Raw genomic sequence first — 15483 nt, 5'->3', positions numbered from 1 at the left:
GATCAGGCTGCCCTCAGCTTCAACAACCCTGCTGCGACAGGGCGTTGGCGCAGGTTTTCCACCTCCACTCGAACCAACAGCGCCTCACGGCGCAAACAAGATCGTCGACAGAACCCTGATCTTGACGTGTACGGCGTCGATGAAGACGACCGGATAGACCGCATCGAGCGGGCGGGTGCGCCATTCCGCCATCGATTCCAGGGCCTTGTCGGTGATCGTGGAGATGGTCTCCTTCGTGGTCGTCATCCCGTACGTCTGGGCGAGATGGGAGACGATCTCACCGGAGGTCAGGCCCTTCGCGGTCAGCGAGAGCACCAGATCGTCCAACGCGCCCGTGCGGCGGGCGTACTTGGGCAGCATCCGGGGCCGGAAGGAGCCCAGCCGGTCCCGGGGCACCTGCACCGTCACCGCGCCGACCTCCGTCATCACCTTCTTGGCCCGGTAGCCGTTGCGCATGTTGCCGCCCGAGCGCGACCCGCGCCCGCCGGCCCGGCCGGCCTCGGCGGCCAGGTGCTCGTCCATCTCGGCCTCCAAGGCGGCCTGCATCAGGTGCTGAGCCAGCTCGGGCAACAGCCCGCCCTCACCCATCAGCCGCAGACCCTCCCCACGGACCTTCTCGGCTGCGAGCGCGGCCAGCTCCTCCAGCAGCTCACTGGACAGACCGTTCGGCGACACCGGCATCGACTTCACGTCGGCACCCTCAGCGCTCTTGCCGACCACGGCAAGCGACACGCCCTCAGCACTCTCGATCAGGTGATCAATCGTCGTACTCATCAGGTGACTCCTTCGGGGAAGATCACACCTGATTCATGACACTCCCTCCACGGGCCAACTCACCGGAGGCCGGGGCAGCTGTGGTGGATCAGCCGGCGCTGCCTGTCAGTGCTACGGCTTCGGGAGTGCCCGGGTATCCGACGACCTGCTCGGTGGCGTCCCACTTTCCGTTGGCGTGGCGCAGGGTGTGCTTGATCTTCCCATCGTTGGTGACGACAGCGGCCTGGAGTTCTCCGTCGACGGCGGTTGCGTCGACGCTGACGGTCGGTTCCGTGCCGAGTTCGTCTCCGAGGTCCCCGAAGGCGCTCCAGGAGGCGTCAAAGTACCGCGTTGCATGCTTCTTCTGTCCGTTGGCGCTGGTGAGAACGACCTGGATGTCTCCGCCGAAGCTGGCGAACGCCATGCCGTTGATCGAGGAAAGACCTGTCGGCAGCGTATGTACGCCGCCCCACGCGGTGCCCCAGGATCCGTCGCCGTAACGGATGCCGTGGTAGGCCTTGTTGTCAGCGGTAACCCCGACGTGAGTACGGCCACCCGTGGTGTACGCGACGGTTACGTTGGTGGCATTGCCCAGGAAGCCGAGTTTGGCACTGACATCGCCCCACTTCGACCACTTCTCGTCCGCGTCCTGGACGGCGTGGTAGACACGTCCGTCGGCCAGGCCGATGAGTGCAAGCCCGGAGCCGGTGGAGGACACCGCCACCTTGGTCAGGCCGGGCTTGTCGCCGAGTTCGGCGGTCAGGTCACGGAAGGCTTCCCAGCCTCCGGTGGGGCGGCGATTCGCCTCGTACACATGACCGTCTCCACCGACGGCGAAGACGTAGTTCTTGCCTCCGATCGCCGCATGTTCGGCGTACGCCACGTCCTGGATGCTGCCGGCCACGTTCTGCACGTTGCCGAAGCCGGACCAGTCGCCATTGCTGTTGCGCATGGCGTGGTAGATCCCGGTGCTGGTCTTGGCGATCGTCTGCAGGTTCCAGTGGTTGAGCGTGGAGGCAGTGGTCTCCGTGATCCAGGAACGGATGTCGTCTACGCGACTCGCGCGGGCACCGGTGCGGGTTTCCTCAACCCCCAGACAACCGCCCTGCCAGGACGCGGTGATGACAGCGGCAAGTTCCGGGCGGCCGTTGACCTCACGGAAGACCGGTGCGCCGCTGTCTCCCATGCAGACGGGCGTGCCGTCGATCCCCAGTGTGGTGCTCTGCACCTCACCGGCGGTGAAGGACGCGGTGCGCAGCAGGTTGGGCACCCAGGTGTACTTGGTCCGACCGTAGCCGGCGCCCTTGAGTGACTCTCCGGACGATGGCGCGCTGGTGGAGGGGTGTAGGAAGGACAGGCCGTAGACCGGGGCGGACAGCTTGGCCAGCACCAGGTCACGGTCCTGACGCGGCACCAGATGCGTGATCTCGCGTACTTGACCAGCCGTCGTGGTCAGATTCGTGCGGCCGATCGTGACCGTCGACTTGTGCTGCGGCGCCCCCGCTGGGAGGGACGTGGCCTGCGACGGGTGATCAACGAAGCAACTCGCCGCAGTAATCAACCACTGGTTGTTGATGAGCGTCCCCGAGCAACTGCGAAGGTCACTCACGTTGACCTTCGCAGTGAAGCTGTGCGCCCCACTGGCCGCGTCCTCACCTTCCAGCGCCGGTGCTGGTGAAGTCGAGAGTGTCCCAAGCGAGACCACGGCGGCGAGCAGCGCGGCACGCCGCATCATGCGTGAACGTGTGCGAAGCATTGAATTTCCTTACAAGTGTTACCGAAGGGCTGTTACAGACGGACGGCCGAGCACGGTCAGCCCGGGATGCGGTCGGCGCTGACTGCCTCGCGCCTTCCGAGGTCGAGCGGCTGTGCTCTGCCGGGTTGATCCCTGCCCTCTGATCTCAGGGGCCTGCGGGGAGTGTCTCTGTGCCGGTCAGCCGGTAATGCGGAGTTCGACTAGTGCTGCCATCTGTCCTCCGCCAGGGATGTCGCGTTCCCCGACTTCGGCCATGTCGCCCTAGGGGACGTTGACGGTGGAGGTCTCGGTGCCGACCGTGAGCTTGGCCTGGATGGAGTTGCCCTCCGCGAGGAGGACGAAGGCGTCCTTGAGCTCCATCGGCAGGTAGCCGTCGTTGGCCGTGGCGCTGAAGCAGAAGGTGCGTAGCTTGCCGTCCTCGGTGGTGTAACGGACCTGGATGTTCCAAGGTGTGGTCCGTCCGGTGGCCGGGGCACTGCATCCCGATCAGTTAGTGAGGCAAGGCCTGATGAGGCAGAAGCCTGCCAAGGGTCAGTTGTTGACCCGCAGTTCGATGAGAGTGCTGACCTCACCGGTGCTGCCGGACTCACCGAGGCCGGTGGTCTTGTTGGGAGGTGCATCAATAACGGTTTCCGTACCGCTGTCGCGGCCCTTGATGGTGGTCTCCACGGTGTCGGTCGCGGGACGGATGGAGAAAGCCTGGGGAATCTCAAGGGAGAGGAAGGCCGGCTTGGCCGTGACGTCGAAACAGACCTCGATCTGCCCCACGTCGGGGCGGCGGCGGATAAGGATGTCCTCGGTTCCGTCGCAGCTCGTCATGATGAGGTGGCCATCGCCTCGCTTGAGGATGACGCCGGTCTCCTCCTGGATCTTGGCCGCGCCCGGGTAGTTGAAGTCCTCTACCGCGACAGGCATTTCGGCCACTTCAGCCGCCGACGCACCGTTGCTGGTACCGGCCTGCGCCACACCGAAGGACGTAGCCGCGACGACCAGGGCTGAGGACACGCCAAGAAATAGAAGTTTGCGCGAGAGCACCGTTTTGCACCTTTCGAATGGGGCGGGGGTGTTGGTCCCGCCATTTTCGAAGCGAAGTCAATCACGCCCACAGATTCCAGCAACTCGCGGCCTGTGACTCACGTCACAAGGGAATTCGGGGGTGTAGTACAACCATCTTTGAACTGTCATCCGAGAGGTTGATCTTCACCTATCGAGAGCACTTTCAAAGCCTCACAGATAGGACAGAGAGCGGACTTGCAGGCAATGACGACACTGGGCCCCAAGTGGGGCAAGCGGCCGCAGATAACGATTTGGGATCACCTGCAACTGCACCCGCTCGGACTAGAGTTGGCGCACGTGGCAGGCGTCGGCGAGCAGAACTTGCGGTGTACGCTCGGGCGGCTCCAGCCAAGCGCGAATGCTGCAATGGGACGTCCGACTCCTTGCTTGTCGAACGAGTTCCCAGGCTTTCTACTGCCTATTTTGTTGCAGTTGCGCTCCGACCGGCTGGGCCTTTCCGAATATTGAAGGAGGGGTCGCCGAGTGAAACGGCGAATACGCGGTCGAGCCTCAGGCTCGAGACCGCCGCAGAGATTTTCCGCAAGAAGAACAGGACTGGGCACGCTGCTGTCTGCGGTCATGGTGTCGGGGTTGCTCGGTGCGCCAGCAGCCGTGGCCGCCGAGGCACCTACCGCGTCGCCCGCAGATCTTCGCGCCCAGATCGTCGCGTACTGGGAAACCGGTGGCCCCGGTCTGCAAGCGGCTGCGGAGCAGGCCCTGTTGGGCGATGATGCGGCGATCCAGAAGTTCTTCGAGGATGCCCCGGCCATCCAGCATTCGGACAACCTTGTCGATACCGTTCGGCTGATCATGACGGGCGGTCGTGGTCTTCGGGAGGAGGCCGAGGTTGCCCTCACGAAGTCGCCCGCCGAGCTGGAGAAGTTCCTCTTCGACGGCTACCAGGCCCCGATGGACGAGGACCGCAAGGTCGAAATCGTCCGCATGCTCAATAGCAGCGGCCGCGGCGTGCAGGAAGCCGCCGAGGCCGCTCTCGTGGGCACCTACGAGGATCGCGAGCAGTTCCTTTCGACGGGCTACTCCGAGGCGGAAAAGCAGGACAACCTCGTCGAGGTGGTTCGGCTGGCCTCCTCGGGGGGTCCAAATGTGCAGGCGGCCGCAGAAGTTGCGTTGGAGGGCACGCCTGAGGACATCTTCGAGTTCCTCAACATCGGGCAATTCATTGCCCGCGACAGGGACACCGAGCACGCTTCGATCGCAGACTTGATCAAGCAGGCGGAACAGGCCGGCAAGCAGGCCGAAGACGCGACAAAGGAAGCTCAGGAAGCATCCGCGAAGGCGGTCAGGGCCTCCGACTTGGCCAAGGAGGCGGCGGTCAAGGCCGCTGCCGAGGCCGAAGCTGCGAAGGACGACTCGAAGACGGCCGCCATCAAGTCCAAGCAGGCCGCCGATGCGGCGCGCGGCGCGGCAGAAGCAGCCCAGGAAGCAATCGGTGCTGCGGATGCGGCAAGCCGTGCGGCTTGGCGTGCTTCGATCGCTGCCGCGCAAACCGCATCAGCCGCCGGTCTTGCCTCGGGGGCCGCGAACAAGGCACACAATGCGGCGATCGCCGCAGCCAAGGACGAAGGCAACGCGGACGAAGCCAACGCGGCAGCAGCCGAGGCCCGTGCCGCAGCCGATGCAGCCCGCAAGTCCAGTGTCGCTGCAGAGAACGCCGGAATAGCCTCTGCGGCCGCTGCCGTTGCCTCGGATGCGGCCAAGGGCGCCTCCAACAACGCACGCGATGCCGCAGATGCCGCCGAGGAGGCAAACGGATACGCGGACGCGGCAGGCGTGCACTCTGATGAGGCTCGTCTGGCTGCGGCCGAGGCTCGTCGTCACGCCGATGCTGCCGACCGCGCCGCGGACCGCTCGGCTGCTCTGGCACGCCGTGCTGCCACCGCTGCCTATGGGGCTCGTAACGCCGCCATCTCGGCCGCGGGGCATGCAGACAAGGCAGCTGACTATGCCGAAGACGCCGCCAAGTACGCCGGTGACGCCACCAGATACGCCGCAACAGCGCAAAAGAACGCCGATGCGGCAAAAGTTGCGGCTGACGCATCCACGGCCGCCGTGAACAAGGCGAAGGACGTCTTCGCTCTGGCGCGGGAGACCGAGGCCGCCAACCTGGAGACGCGCAGGGACGCAGCGGTTGAACGTGCCCGATCGCAGAAGACCAAGTCGGAAGCGGAGATCTCCGCATCCGCAGCTGAGCAGGTCAAGGCGTTGTCGCTGGACGGGAAGGCCGCGGAGCTGGCCGAAGAAGCCGCCCGCCCCGACGTCGACATTGCAGCGACCGCGGCCAAGGGCCGCGAACTGGCGATGCAGGCCCTGAAGTTGCTCGGCCCCTGGCACCGGGAGGCGGCCGCCCGCGCGTTGTCGGGAACTGACCAGGATGTTCTCGACTACCTGCGTACACGGTGGAAAGAGGCCAATCACAGCGACGTGCGCGAGCGCGTCGTCGAAATGAGCACCCAAAGCCCGTATGAACCCGTGCGCACGGCAGCGGCCGCAGCGCTGACGGGCACACCGGAGCAGATCAAGGCCTTCTACACCACCGGACAGTACAACGCCGGCCGAATCGACATGCAGGTCGAGGTCACCCGACTGGCCAACACCGGCGGCCCAGGCGTTCAGAAGGCAGCAGAAGCCGCCCTTGCCGACGGCACCGGCAAGGCGCTCGCGTCATTCCTGCACATCGGTCAGTACGATCAGCGACTCGCCGACGAGCAGGTCGTCACAGCCGAACGGGCCACCCACGGCGGCCCCGAGGTCAAGGCCGCCGCCGAGATCGCACTCGCCGGCCCACCCGACCAGATCCACGAATTCGTCACCACCGGCCAGTACACCGCCCAACGCAAAGACGACCTCGCCACCACCCATATCCATCAGGTCGCAGGTCTTCTACACCAAGGCGACCTGATCCAGGCCAAAGCCCACGAGAACGCCTGGAAAGCCGCCCAAGCCGCAGCGCTTGCCCGCAACGCCGCTGACGAGGCAAACGACGCCAAGACCAGGGCAGACCAGTCCGCCGCCGCTGCCAAGACCTATGCGGACCAAGCCGACGCCTCCGCGGACGACGCAGAACAGAGCGCTGCCGACGCAGCCGCCTCGGCAGCCAGCGCACGCAACGCCGCCAACCGCGCCGACGCCGACGCCGACGCAGCAGCGGACTCGGCCGCCGATGCCGAATTCTCCGCCGCCTACGCCCGCGACTCGGCACGCAGAGCCCAGGACTCCGCCGACGCGGCCTTCCTGTCCGCCTACGCCGCAGGCAAGAGCGAGGAGGAGGCCCTCAAGGAGGCCGAAGCCGCCTGGACCAAGACCCGCCAACTGGCCGAGCAGGAAATGGAGGCCCAACGCAAGGCCGCCGAAGAAAACCGGAAAGACCAAGAAAAGCCCAAGAAGCGCTGCTACCAAAATCCCTGGATCCCTCTTCCCCCAATGTGCGCAACACTCTGGGGACGGACCGTAGAGTGGATATCAAAGCCCAGCAACATCAAGGGCCTCGTCTGGGAGATGTCGGGTATCGCCGACATTCAGGCCTGCATTGATAAGCCAACGGCCACAGGCTGCATCATGGCCGTCGTCGGTGTCACTCCGCTAGGCAAAGCCAAACTCGCGGGTAAGGCCATCGACGACGCCGTTGACTGGCTCAAGGGATGGCGAGCGAGCCGCAAGGCAGTTGACTGCCTCACCAGATCCACCAGCCGCATGGCCACAACCGCTTCAGGGTGCCCAGTCTGGGTTACAAATCTCTTCGATGAACTAGCCGATAAGTGGGTTACTACCGGCGCAGTTCGAGACGCCCAGGGGAATCGTTTCCCCAATCTTCCAGACCAGATCTCCAGCGGTCGAGACGCTGAAACGAATGCAATTGTCGCATACCTGAAGGAAATTAAGTACGGAAAGCCGAATCAGAATAGATGGCACGGGGACACGCATGTCGAAACAAAGCTCGCATACTGGATGCGCGAGAGCAAGGTGAAGGATGTCACCGTCGTGATCAATAACAATAAGGGGGTGTGCACTGGAATGGATAGCTGCAGCCAACTCGTCCCAGTACTGCTCCCCGAAGGTTATACGCTCACGGTGTACTACCCGGGCAAGCCGACTCCGACGGTGCTCCCCGGCAGGGGAAAGCCCTAGCCGGCGAAGGCCAGCATACTTAGCAGATTACTATCAGGAAGGTCGCGCTAAGTTGCATCGAAGGGGTGGTTCCGTGAACACGGAACCGCCCCTTCGTTTACTCACACCACAGCCTTCAGTTTGATAATCGTGATGTCACCAGTGCCGCCACACCTCTGCTGGCGCGATATCCCAGGAGCTGTCGCCAATCTGTCCCGTTTTGACGAATGAAGCCCAGCTCACGGCCTGATCACCGCAACGCTGCGCCCCTCTATCGAAATCAAAGTCGGCCCAGCTGAGATCGCCCGAAGGGCAGTACCAGATGTCAAAGCCCTTCTCCGTGGCGGATTCTTCCATCTCCGCGTCCAGCTCCGTTGGCACACGACCAATTAGCTTGATGCCCTCGAATGTGACCTGTGGACCGTTCAGCCCGTCAACAAGCACGCACGTGAGACCCACACCATCAACGAAGTATGCTTTAAATGCGGGCCTTTGCTCGTCCGACCCAAAACGCCGAAATTCGGCACGCCATTGCGCCCGCTGCGGGCTCCAGCGTTCAATCTCGCTTAGATCTGCAGAAAATCCATGGCTCGCCAAAAGTGTGATGGCAGTATCTGGGGCGTCCCCAAATTTCAGAGGGCCGACAGCGTGTCGCGGAGAGTACTTCCACTGCTCCCGCTCCGAGTCAGCCAGTTTGGCCCAGTAGTCCGTGTTCATCTCCTAATGATCGTCGATCGCAAGCGCTGGAGACAAGTACTACAGCCTCAGTGCGTTGTGGCAAACCGGATCTTGTTCGAGCGGCAGCGGATGATCATCTGGACTGAGGTTCGGGTGCGGTCGTGGGCATGAGAGAACGGGCCCCTTGGTAGTGACGCGGTTACGACACCAGCACGACCAAGGAAGCCCGTTGCCTGATCAGTTGAGCAGTATCTCTGCGCCTGCGTCCACCGCGGTCACCCCTGGGTGTTGAACAGCGATCGGGGCGCCCGTCCGCGCATGACGACGATCTGCGCGTCCTGGCCTACCAGTTGATGGATGCTGCCGGTCTGCAGCGCGGCCGCCTGACCGGACTCGCCCTCAAAGGCGACGACCTGGTCGACGCCGACCAGGCCGCAGAGCAGATCAGCCTCGACGGCGCCCGCGAGGCCCGGCTGGTGGCCGAGGCGGCCATCGACCGCGTCCGCGACAAGTTCGGCCCCGGCATCATCGGCCCGGCCACCGTCTTCCGGCGCGCCTCATGACCGAGCCGTTCCTGCTGTGTGGAGGTGAGGCGTGTGCTGCTTGACCCGCCGGGATGGCCAGGAATGCCCCAGGGGCTGCCGCACTGGCCCTACGTCCAGGCCGTCGATGAGGCCCTCGCCGAACGGGGTGTCCCGCCGGGCACGGTGCGGGCCGACTGCCACGGCCTCGAGCAGGGACTGGGCACCTACATGCGGCTGACATGGGACGCCAGCCGCACCAGCGGCCGCGGCGGGATCCGGCTGCACTGGGAGGAGCGCACCGGCTGGGCGTATGCCCTGCTCGGGCTGAGCCCCGCCGATGTCCTCTTCTACAGCGTGCTCCCCACCTTCCGCACCGTCTTCGCGACGCCCCAGGCGGTGGCCGACGTCGCGGAGAACCTGGTGCGCCGCCGGCAGCTGCCCGATGTGGAGTACCGCACCGAGTGGGACGGCGCGCAGGCGGTACGCGCCGCCGCCCGCGACTTCCGCCGTGTCCGCCTGGGCCTGCCGCCGGTCGGGCGACAGGAGACTGGGGGCGACGGCAGGACGGGATCGGCGAGCGCTGAGGGGACGGGTGTGCAGCTGACCATCGACACACACACCGATACGTACGAGCAGGCGATCGCGGCCGTGCAGGCCGCGTACGGCCGTAACCCCACCGCCGTGGCGCGATTGGCCGGCAGCCGCCGCGCCGACTCCCCGCCCGGCCCCGGTGGACCTGAGCGGCGAGGACCTGTGGGAGGGCTGGACGGACCGGATGGTGTTTGACACCGTCGCGCCGTGATACCCGGGGCCCGGGCCGTACCGCGCCGCCTGGCCTAGCTGGGCGGCACAGGCAGGCGACGCGTCCCGCGCGCCGCAGCGGCCGCCGCCCGCGCAACTCCGGCACTGGCCCCTCGCGCGCGACGCTCAGCAGACCAACCTGACCGTCCCTTTGATGCCGCAGGTGTGCGGCCGGTGCGTGCGGGTGGTCCGTGCCGACTGCGTTCGGCACGGACCACCCCGGACCTTACCCAGGCGTGTTCGCGAACCAGGAGCCGGCCGGGGTGTGGGGCCGCTACGCTGTGTGAGCTGGTGGTGTACGGCGGGTTGCGGGGGACGGCATGGGCGGCATCGAAGCGTCTGACGGTGCGTGGTTCATCAGTCACGCGGGGGCGGACCGGGCGTGGGCGGAGTGGGTGGCCTGGCAGCTCCTCGACGCCGGTTTCCAGGTGGAGTTGGACTACTGGGACTGGGGCGCGGGCGACAACTTCGTCCTGAAGATGAACGCCGCCCTGGAGCGTGGCCGGTTCTTGGCGTTGTTCTCGCCGGCCTATTTCGAGCCGGAGCGGTTCACCACCCCGGAGTGGACCGCGGTCATGGCGATGCGGGAGAAGATCATCCCCGTCCGTGTCGCTGACACCGTCACCCCGGCGATCCTGCGCCCCCTGATCACCCGGGACCTGTTCGACCGGGACGAGGACGCCGCCCGTCAGGTACTGCTTCAGGCCGTCAACGGGCCCTCCCGCCCCACCACGCCGCCGGCCTTCCCGGGGGCTGGGGTGCTGCGGCAGTTGGGCGTGAGTGGCCCGCGTCTGCCCGGGTCGTTGCCGCGGGTGTGGAACCTGCCCCCCCGAAACGCCTCTTTCACCGGCCGCGACACCCTCCTCGTCCAACTGCGGCAAACCCTCGCAGCCGGTAGTCGGGTGGCTGTCCAAGCCCTCCACGGCCGGGGCGGAGTGGGCAAGACCCAGCTCGCTACCGAGTACGCGTACCGCTTCGCCGGCGAGTACGAACTCGCCTGGTGGATCCCCTCCGAGAACCCTGTCCTCATTCCGCACCAGCTCGCCCAGCTCGCCACCCGGATCGGCGCCGCACCCTCCGGCACGACTCCCGCGGCTGCCGTGGACGCACTGTTGGGAGAGCTGCGTACGCGCTCGCGGTGGCTGCTGGTCTTCGACAACATCGAAGACCCCACCGATCTCTCCGGCTACCTTCCGGGTGGCAGCGGCCACGTCCTCATCACCTCCCGCAACCCCAACTGCCGCGCCCACGCGATCCCGCTGAATGTCGACGTCTTCACCCGCGCCGAATCCATCGCTCTGCTCCACGCCTACGGGGCCGTCCTGGACGACGGTGACGCCGACCACCTGGCCCAGAGCCTGGACGATCTGCCACTGGCTCTCGCCCAGACTGCTGCCGTCCTGGCCGACGGCCTGTCCGCCGCCGACCTGACCGCCGAACTGGCCAAGAGCACGGCCGCGGTCCTGGCCCAGGGCCACCCGCCCGGCTATCCCGGCCCCCTGGCCGCGCAGATCCACCTCACCACCAGCCGCCTCCAATCCGACCACCCGGGCGCCGCCGCCCTGCTGTCCGCCCTGGCCCTGCTCGCCCCGGAACCCTTCCCCGTCACCACCTGCGCCGGCCACCTCCCCGACTACGCCTCCACACCTCTCACCGATGCCCTGGTCACCCCACTGCACGCCCGCCCCACCCTGCACGCCCTCACCCGCCACAGCGTGGCCCGCGCCCAGGACGGCACCCTCCAGCTCCACCGCCTCACCCAGACCGTCCTCGCCGACCAGCTCACCCCCGACCAACACCAGCAGGCGGCACGGGATGCCGAAGCTCTCCTGACCGCGGCCGCTCCCGGAGACGTCAACGAGCCCTTGGCATGGCCGGCCTGGCGGGTGCTCCTGCCCCACCTCCTCACGGTGGACCCGGCCCACATCACCACCCTGGCAGGACGTGACGTGGTCCGCGACGCCTGCTGGTACCTGATGGACCGGGGCCAGGCCGGCCCCGCACGCGACCGCCTCCAGCAGCTGTACGACACCTGGGCGCCACGCCTCGGCCCGGACCACGAGGGCACCCTGTGGACCGCCCACTATCTCGCCCGCGCCCACCACGACACCCAGGACCATGAGCGGGCACGCGCCTTGGACGAGGACGCTTTCCAGCGGCGCCGCCGCCTCCTGGGTGAGGATCATCCCGAAACCCTGGCCGCTGCTTCCAATCTGGTCGTCTGGCTGGCGGCGGTGGGGCAGTTGGAGGAGGCGCGCGCGTTGGGTGAGGACACGTTGGCTCGGCGGCGGCGGGAGCTGGGCGAGGATCACCCCGACACCCTGCATACCGCCTCCAACCTGGCCGTAGATCTGGCGGCTGTGGGGCGGACGGAGGAGGCGCGCGTTCTGGGTGAGGACACGTTGGCCCGGCAGAGGAGGGTGCTGGATGAGGACCACCCCCACACCCTGGCCACCGCCGGGTTCCTGGAGGAGTTGGATGAGGAGCGGGAGAATCCCGGCTTGGGGGAGTGATCTGCCAGAGTCGCGGCTCCTTCCAACGCATGCCGAGCGTGGTCAGTTCTGCGTGGCGTTCCGGGCTCAGTTTTACGGCCCTGCGGCGGGTGTTGTCCACGAACGCCCCCAGTTTCACGGCCACCTCATGGCCACGGTCCTCCTCGCCCGAAGTGATCGTTTCGATGTGTTTGCGGGGCACGTTCAGGTGGCCTTCGCGGGTGTGGAACTGGCGGGCGGCGGCGAGGTTGGTGGCCCGCCGGTTGCTCTGCGTCCGGAGCAACGTGCAACCACGGCCCGACCACGGGTACGGCCGCGCTGTACGCAGCCCCGACCGCGGCTGGTCAGCGCGCTGGCCTAACTCGCCGATCGCCCGCACGCCTGGCGTTCCTCGAGGAAGCCGTCCGGGTGGGTGCCTTCTTCGCGGGCTTGGCCGGAAACCTCGGGCCCGTCCGTCTCGCCGCGCGCCGCCCGGCCTTGCCGACGGACTCCTGCAGTGCGGCCATCAGGTCCATCAGCTGCCCCGGCCGGCCCGCCGGTTCCGGATGCGCTTCGTTGATCGGCCTCATGGAGACTGAGGCGCTGTTGGCTGCGCTCGCGGAGCTCCGCGAGGATCTCGACACCGGCGCGTGGGTGCCAGATGAGTGCGAGCGCGTGATGGCCGTGGCGACGGGGACAGGGGGCGAGGCGAGCGCGGACGCTGTCCGGGCCGGGCTGCGGGCGGCCTGGCCTCGACGGGACGGACGGCTCGCGCCGGTCGCGGCACGGTGCGGGTACATGCTGGGACGGCCTGAGCCTCACTGACGTGAGCAGAGGGCAATAGGGCGGGCGGAGGCCGAACGCTGAGCGCCCGCCCGGGCCCGGGTGTCACCTTCGTGAGACTGGCATCCGTGAGCGACAGCCGGCCGCCGAGGAGTTGACGGGATCATCCCCAAGCGGGGGCCCGTCGGCATGATGACCGCTATGCATGATTTCTTGGGGAAGCTCTGGTCGATGGAGTTCGGTGCCGCGCTCCTAGGCGCCCTGGCCGGTGGGTTCTTCACCATCCTGGGGTCCTGGTGGCAGTCGCGGTACAGCGACAAGGCGGCAGCTCTGGCCCAGGCCAAAGCGAACGCCCAGCGCGCCTTCGACACCCTCACACAGCTCAGGGCTCATCTTGAGGCCCAGACCTTCCTGGGCAGGGGCACGGCCGAGACCCGAGCGGCCTGGAATCGGGAACGCAAGACGCTGATCGCCACGGCCAACAGCGCGATCATGCTGCTGCCGGACGCGTACAAGGAGACACGCGGCCAGGCCCTGATGCTGCTCCGGATGATCAAGGAGTGGTACGGAACTCCCGAGTGGCGGGAGTACGAGGTGGAGACGGACGTCCTCCTGTCCGAGGCTCTGAAGTTCCTGGGGTTGTTCGTCCGTGGGTCGAAGGTTCCGGAGAAGCGCGACATAACCGGGGTCATCGCGGAGGCGATCCACCACTACCGGCGGGTATGGATGACCGCTGAGTTGGAGGACCTCGCTCGACAAGCCGAGGAAAGCGGCTTGGACGAAGAGGACCAGGAACGGGCCCACCAACTTCAGCAGGCGCTGGGGATCCTCCCCTCGGAGGGTTCGAACCCTGACACAACGACCGATCCAGTCCAGACGCCCGAGGCGGAGTAACAGGGTGCAGGCCGAGACATTGGCGGGGCTGATGGGTCTCGCCGGTGCCGTGGTCGGTGCCGCAGTCTCTACGGGGGCGGTGATCTGGCAGCAACGGAAGACCGCCCAAGAGACGGAGCGGGCGGCAGAGGGCGCCAGCGGTCACGAAGCAGCAGAGGCCGCCCAGGCCGCCTTCGCTGAAGCGTTCGTGAAGTGGGAGACGATCGAGTACCCCGCCGCCTGGCTTCGGAAGGTCGCTATCCGCCTCTACCTGCGCCAGCCGGTCAGCCGTGAGGACCTCACCGACGACGTCCCGGAACTGCCGGGCGGCGTCTGCCCTTTGCGCTCAGTGGAGCTCAAAGAGGAAGAGGCCCGCGTCTACGCCGCCCTCGCTACCCTGCCGCCACTGCAACGTGCAGTCCTCGCCTGGCACCTGGACGGCTTTGCGACCAGTGAGATCGGTGACGCTCTCGACATGACCCACGAAGCCGTACGGCAGAACTTGAGTCGCGGCCGTGCCCGGCTCAAGACGACCCTGCTCAGCGCGAACGACGGAGGCGAGCGATGACCCACTTCGACAGCGACGCCGAACTCGATGCCCTGCTGCGGTCCGCGGACGAGGCGGTGCTGACCGCTGTGGAGGACGGCCTGGACCTCGACGCAGGCCGCGCGGCTCTGTTTGCCCAGGTGACGGTTCGCGAGCGCGGAGACCGCCAGCCCCCGAGCTGGAAGATCGGCCCGGACGGCAGCGTCACTGACTTTGCCGGCATCCCTGTAGAAGCGGCCCTCCAACGAGACCTCTACGCGAACGGGCCAGTAGGGCACCGCACCAGCGTGAATGATGTGAACGGCCGGGTCACCCAGATCCTGGACCTGCTGGACCGGATCTCCATCGACCTCGACCTGCTGCGGCGGTGGCTGGACTGCATGTCGGAGGGGCACCGGCTGGTTCCGGGCTATGTGGAGAACACCGCCACGCTGCTCGCTGCCCTGGTCGTGGGGGTCCGGGAACGGAACATGAGTGAGCAGACAGCTCTTGGCCTCGTTGGACAGGCCAAGACGGTACTGCGGACGCTCTGGGCAGATCTCCGTCGCCGCATCGAGGGCAAGTGGGACGAGGAAGACCAGCAGTCAGCCGCGAAACGGATCCTCGACCTGGACCTCGCCCTGGTGGTCGCCAAGTCCCTTGTAGTCGAGCTGTTCGCCGACGACGGAGACCAGTCGTCCCTCCGCCCTGTCCCTACACGGTGACACTGGCCGGACACCCACGGGCCCCGGGGAGCCATGACATCCCACGGGGCCCGCTGCGTGTTCCAACGTCAACGACCGCGAGCCTTGTAGGTGTCATCAGCAGGGCGCTCGCCCAAGCGATTCCGGCCCTGGGCATCGACGAACCCCAGGCCCTCCGCGAGGTGTAATCCGGCATGGTCTCGGAAGAGGCCACACGGGTTGGTGCCCAGTTCTCCAAGCCCCCAGTCACACGTCCCCGGTTGGCGAATCTCACGGGCACCAGGCACCCTCGACCGCCAGAACATCCACATGTCCAGGTCGCACATACCGTCGTCGCTGATTCCGATCTCCGACGCGTGCGCGTCCTCGTGCCGCGGCGCCAAATCGCAGCGCAGAGTGGAGCGAACCTCCGGAGTGATCATCTCGGCGAAGC

General features: G+C 66.6%; 11 protein-coding genes and 1 pseudogene. 7 read left to right on the top strand and 5 right to left on the bottom strand.

The window, feature by feature from the left end; translation table 11 throughout:
* Nucleotides 1-84 precede the first annotated feature (84 nt).
* The 3 genes from QFZ76_RS01775 to QFZ76_RS01765 form a co-directional block, all read right to left on the bottom strand.
* On the bottom strand, nt 85-774 hold the full coding sequence (locus tag QFZ76_RS01775; RefSeq protein ID WP_307672016.1) for a transposase: 690 nt from the start codon (nt 772-774) through the stop codon (nt 85-87).
* Nucleotides 775-862: 88 nt separating this feature from the next.
* Nucleotides 863-2509, bottom strand: a complete 1647-nt coding sequence (locus QFZ76_RS01770) for a trypsin-like serine protease (RefSeq protein ID WP_307672015.1) — start codon at nt 2507-2509, stop codon at nt 863-865.
* Nucleotides 2510-3040: 531 nt separating this feature from the next.
* The gene (locus QFZ76_RS01765; RefSeq protein ID WP_307672014.1) at nt 3041-3544 is read right to left on the bottom strand and encodes a hypothetical protein; all 504 of its coding nucleotides are present in this window, start codon (nt 3542-3544) and stop codon (nt 3041-3043) included.
* 633 nt (nt 3545-4177) lie between these two features.
* Here QFZ76_RS01765 and QFZ76_RS01760 point away from each other — a divergent pair.
* Complete coding sequence (locus QFZ76_RS01760; RefSeq protein WP_307672013.1) at nt 4178-7711, top strand: DddA-like double-stranded DNA deaminase toxin; 3534 nt, start codon at nt 4178-4180, stop codon at nt 7709-7711.
* A 135-nt stretch (nt 7712-7846) separates the two neighbouring features.
* Here the strand turns inward: QFZ76_RS01760 and QFZ76_RS01755 are convergent, their stop codons facing one another.
* A complete protein-coding gene (locus QFZ76_RS01755; protein ID WP_307672012.1) occupies nt 7847-8407 on the bottom strand; it encodes a hypothetical protein in 561 nt (186 codons plus the stop codon).
* Between the two features lie 314 nt (nt 8408-8721).
* Between QFZ76_RS01755 and QFZ76_RS01750 the strand changes: the two genes are divergently transcribed.
* The 3 genes from QFZ76_RS01750 to fxsT all read left to right on the top strand — a co-directional run bounded on the left by QFZ76_RS01750 (nt 8722) and on the right by fxsT (nt 12206).
* Entirely contained in the window at nt 8722-8931 is a 210-nt protein-coding gene (locus QFZ76_RS01750) for a hypothetical protein (RefSeq protein ID WP_373464244.1), read from the top strand.
* A gap of 63 nt (nt 8932-8994) precedes the next feature.
* Complete coding sequence (locus tag QFZ76_RS01745; RefSeq protein WP_307672011.1) at nt 8995-9678, top strand: DUF6292 family protein; 684 nt, start codon at nt 8995-8997, stop codon at nt 9676-9678.
* Between the two features lie 335 nt (nt 9679-10013).
* A complete protein-coding gene (fxsT, locus tag QFZ76_RS01740) occupies nt 10014-12206 on the top strand; it encodes an FxSxx-COOH system tetratricopeptide repeat protein (protein ID WP_307672010.1) in 2193 nt (730 codons plus the stop codon).
* A 40-nt stretch (nt 12207-12246) separates the two neighbouring features.
* Here the strand turns inward: fxsT and QFZ76_RS01735 are convergent.
* Nucleotides 12247-12564, bottom strand: a pseudogene (locus tag QFZ76_RS01735) (helicase associated domain-containing protein); the annotation flags it as partial.
* A 584-nt stretch (nt 12565-13148) separates the two neighbouring features.
* Between QFZ76_RS01735 and QFZ76_RS01730 the strand changes: the two are divergent.
* The 3 genes from QFZ76_RS01730 to QFZ76_RS01720 are packed head-to-tail and all read left to right on the top strand — an operon-like array spanning nt 13149 to nt 15071.
* Nucleotides 13149-13841, top strand: a complete 693-nt coding sequence (locus QFZ76_RS01730) for a hypothetical protein (protein WP_307672009.1) — start codon at nt 13149-13151, stop codon at nt 13839-13841.
* A gap of 4 nt (nt 13842-13845) precedes the next feature.
* Entirely contained in the window at nt 13846-14388 is a 543-nt protein-coding gene (locus QFZ76_RS01725) for an RNA polymerase sigma factor (RefSeq protein ID WP_307672008.1), read from the top strand.
* Entirely contained in the window at nt 14385-15071 is a 687-nt protein-coding gene (locus tag QFZ76_RS01720; protein WP_307672007.1) for a hypothetical protein, read from the top strand. Before QFZ76_RS01725 ends, QFZ76_RS01720 begins: the two co-directional genes overlap by 4 nt.
* The last annotated feature ends 412 nt before the right edge of the window (nt 15072-15483 follow it).

Origin of the sequence: Streptomyces sp. V4I2, from assembly GCF_030817655.1 — a bacterium.
Lineage (GTDB): Bacteria > Actinomycetota > Actinomycetes > Streptomycetales > Streptomycetaceae > Streptomyces > Streptomyces plumbiresistens.
Note: the sequence above shows the minus strand (reverse complement) of the source record. Positions and strands in the feature narration are given on the sequence as shown.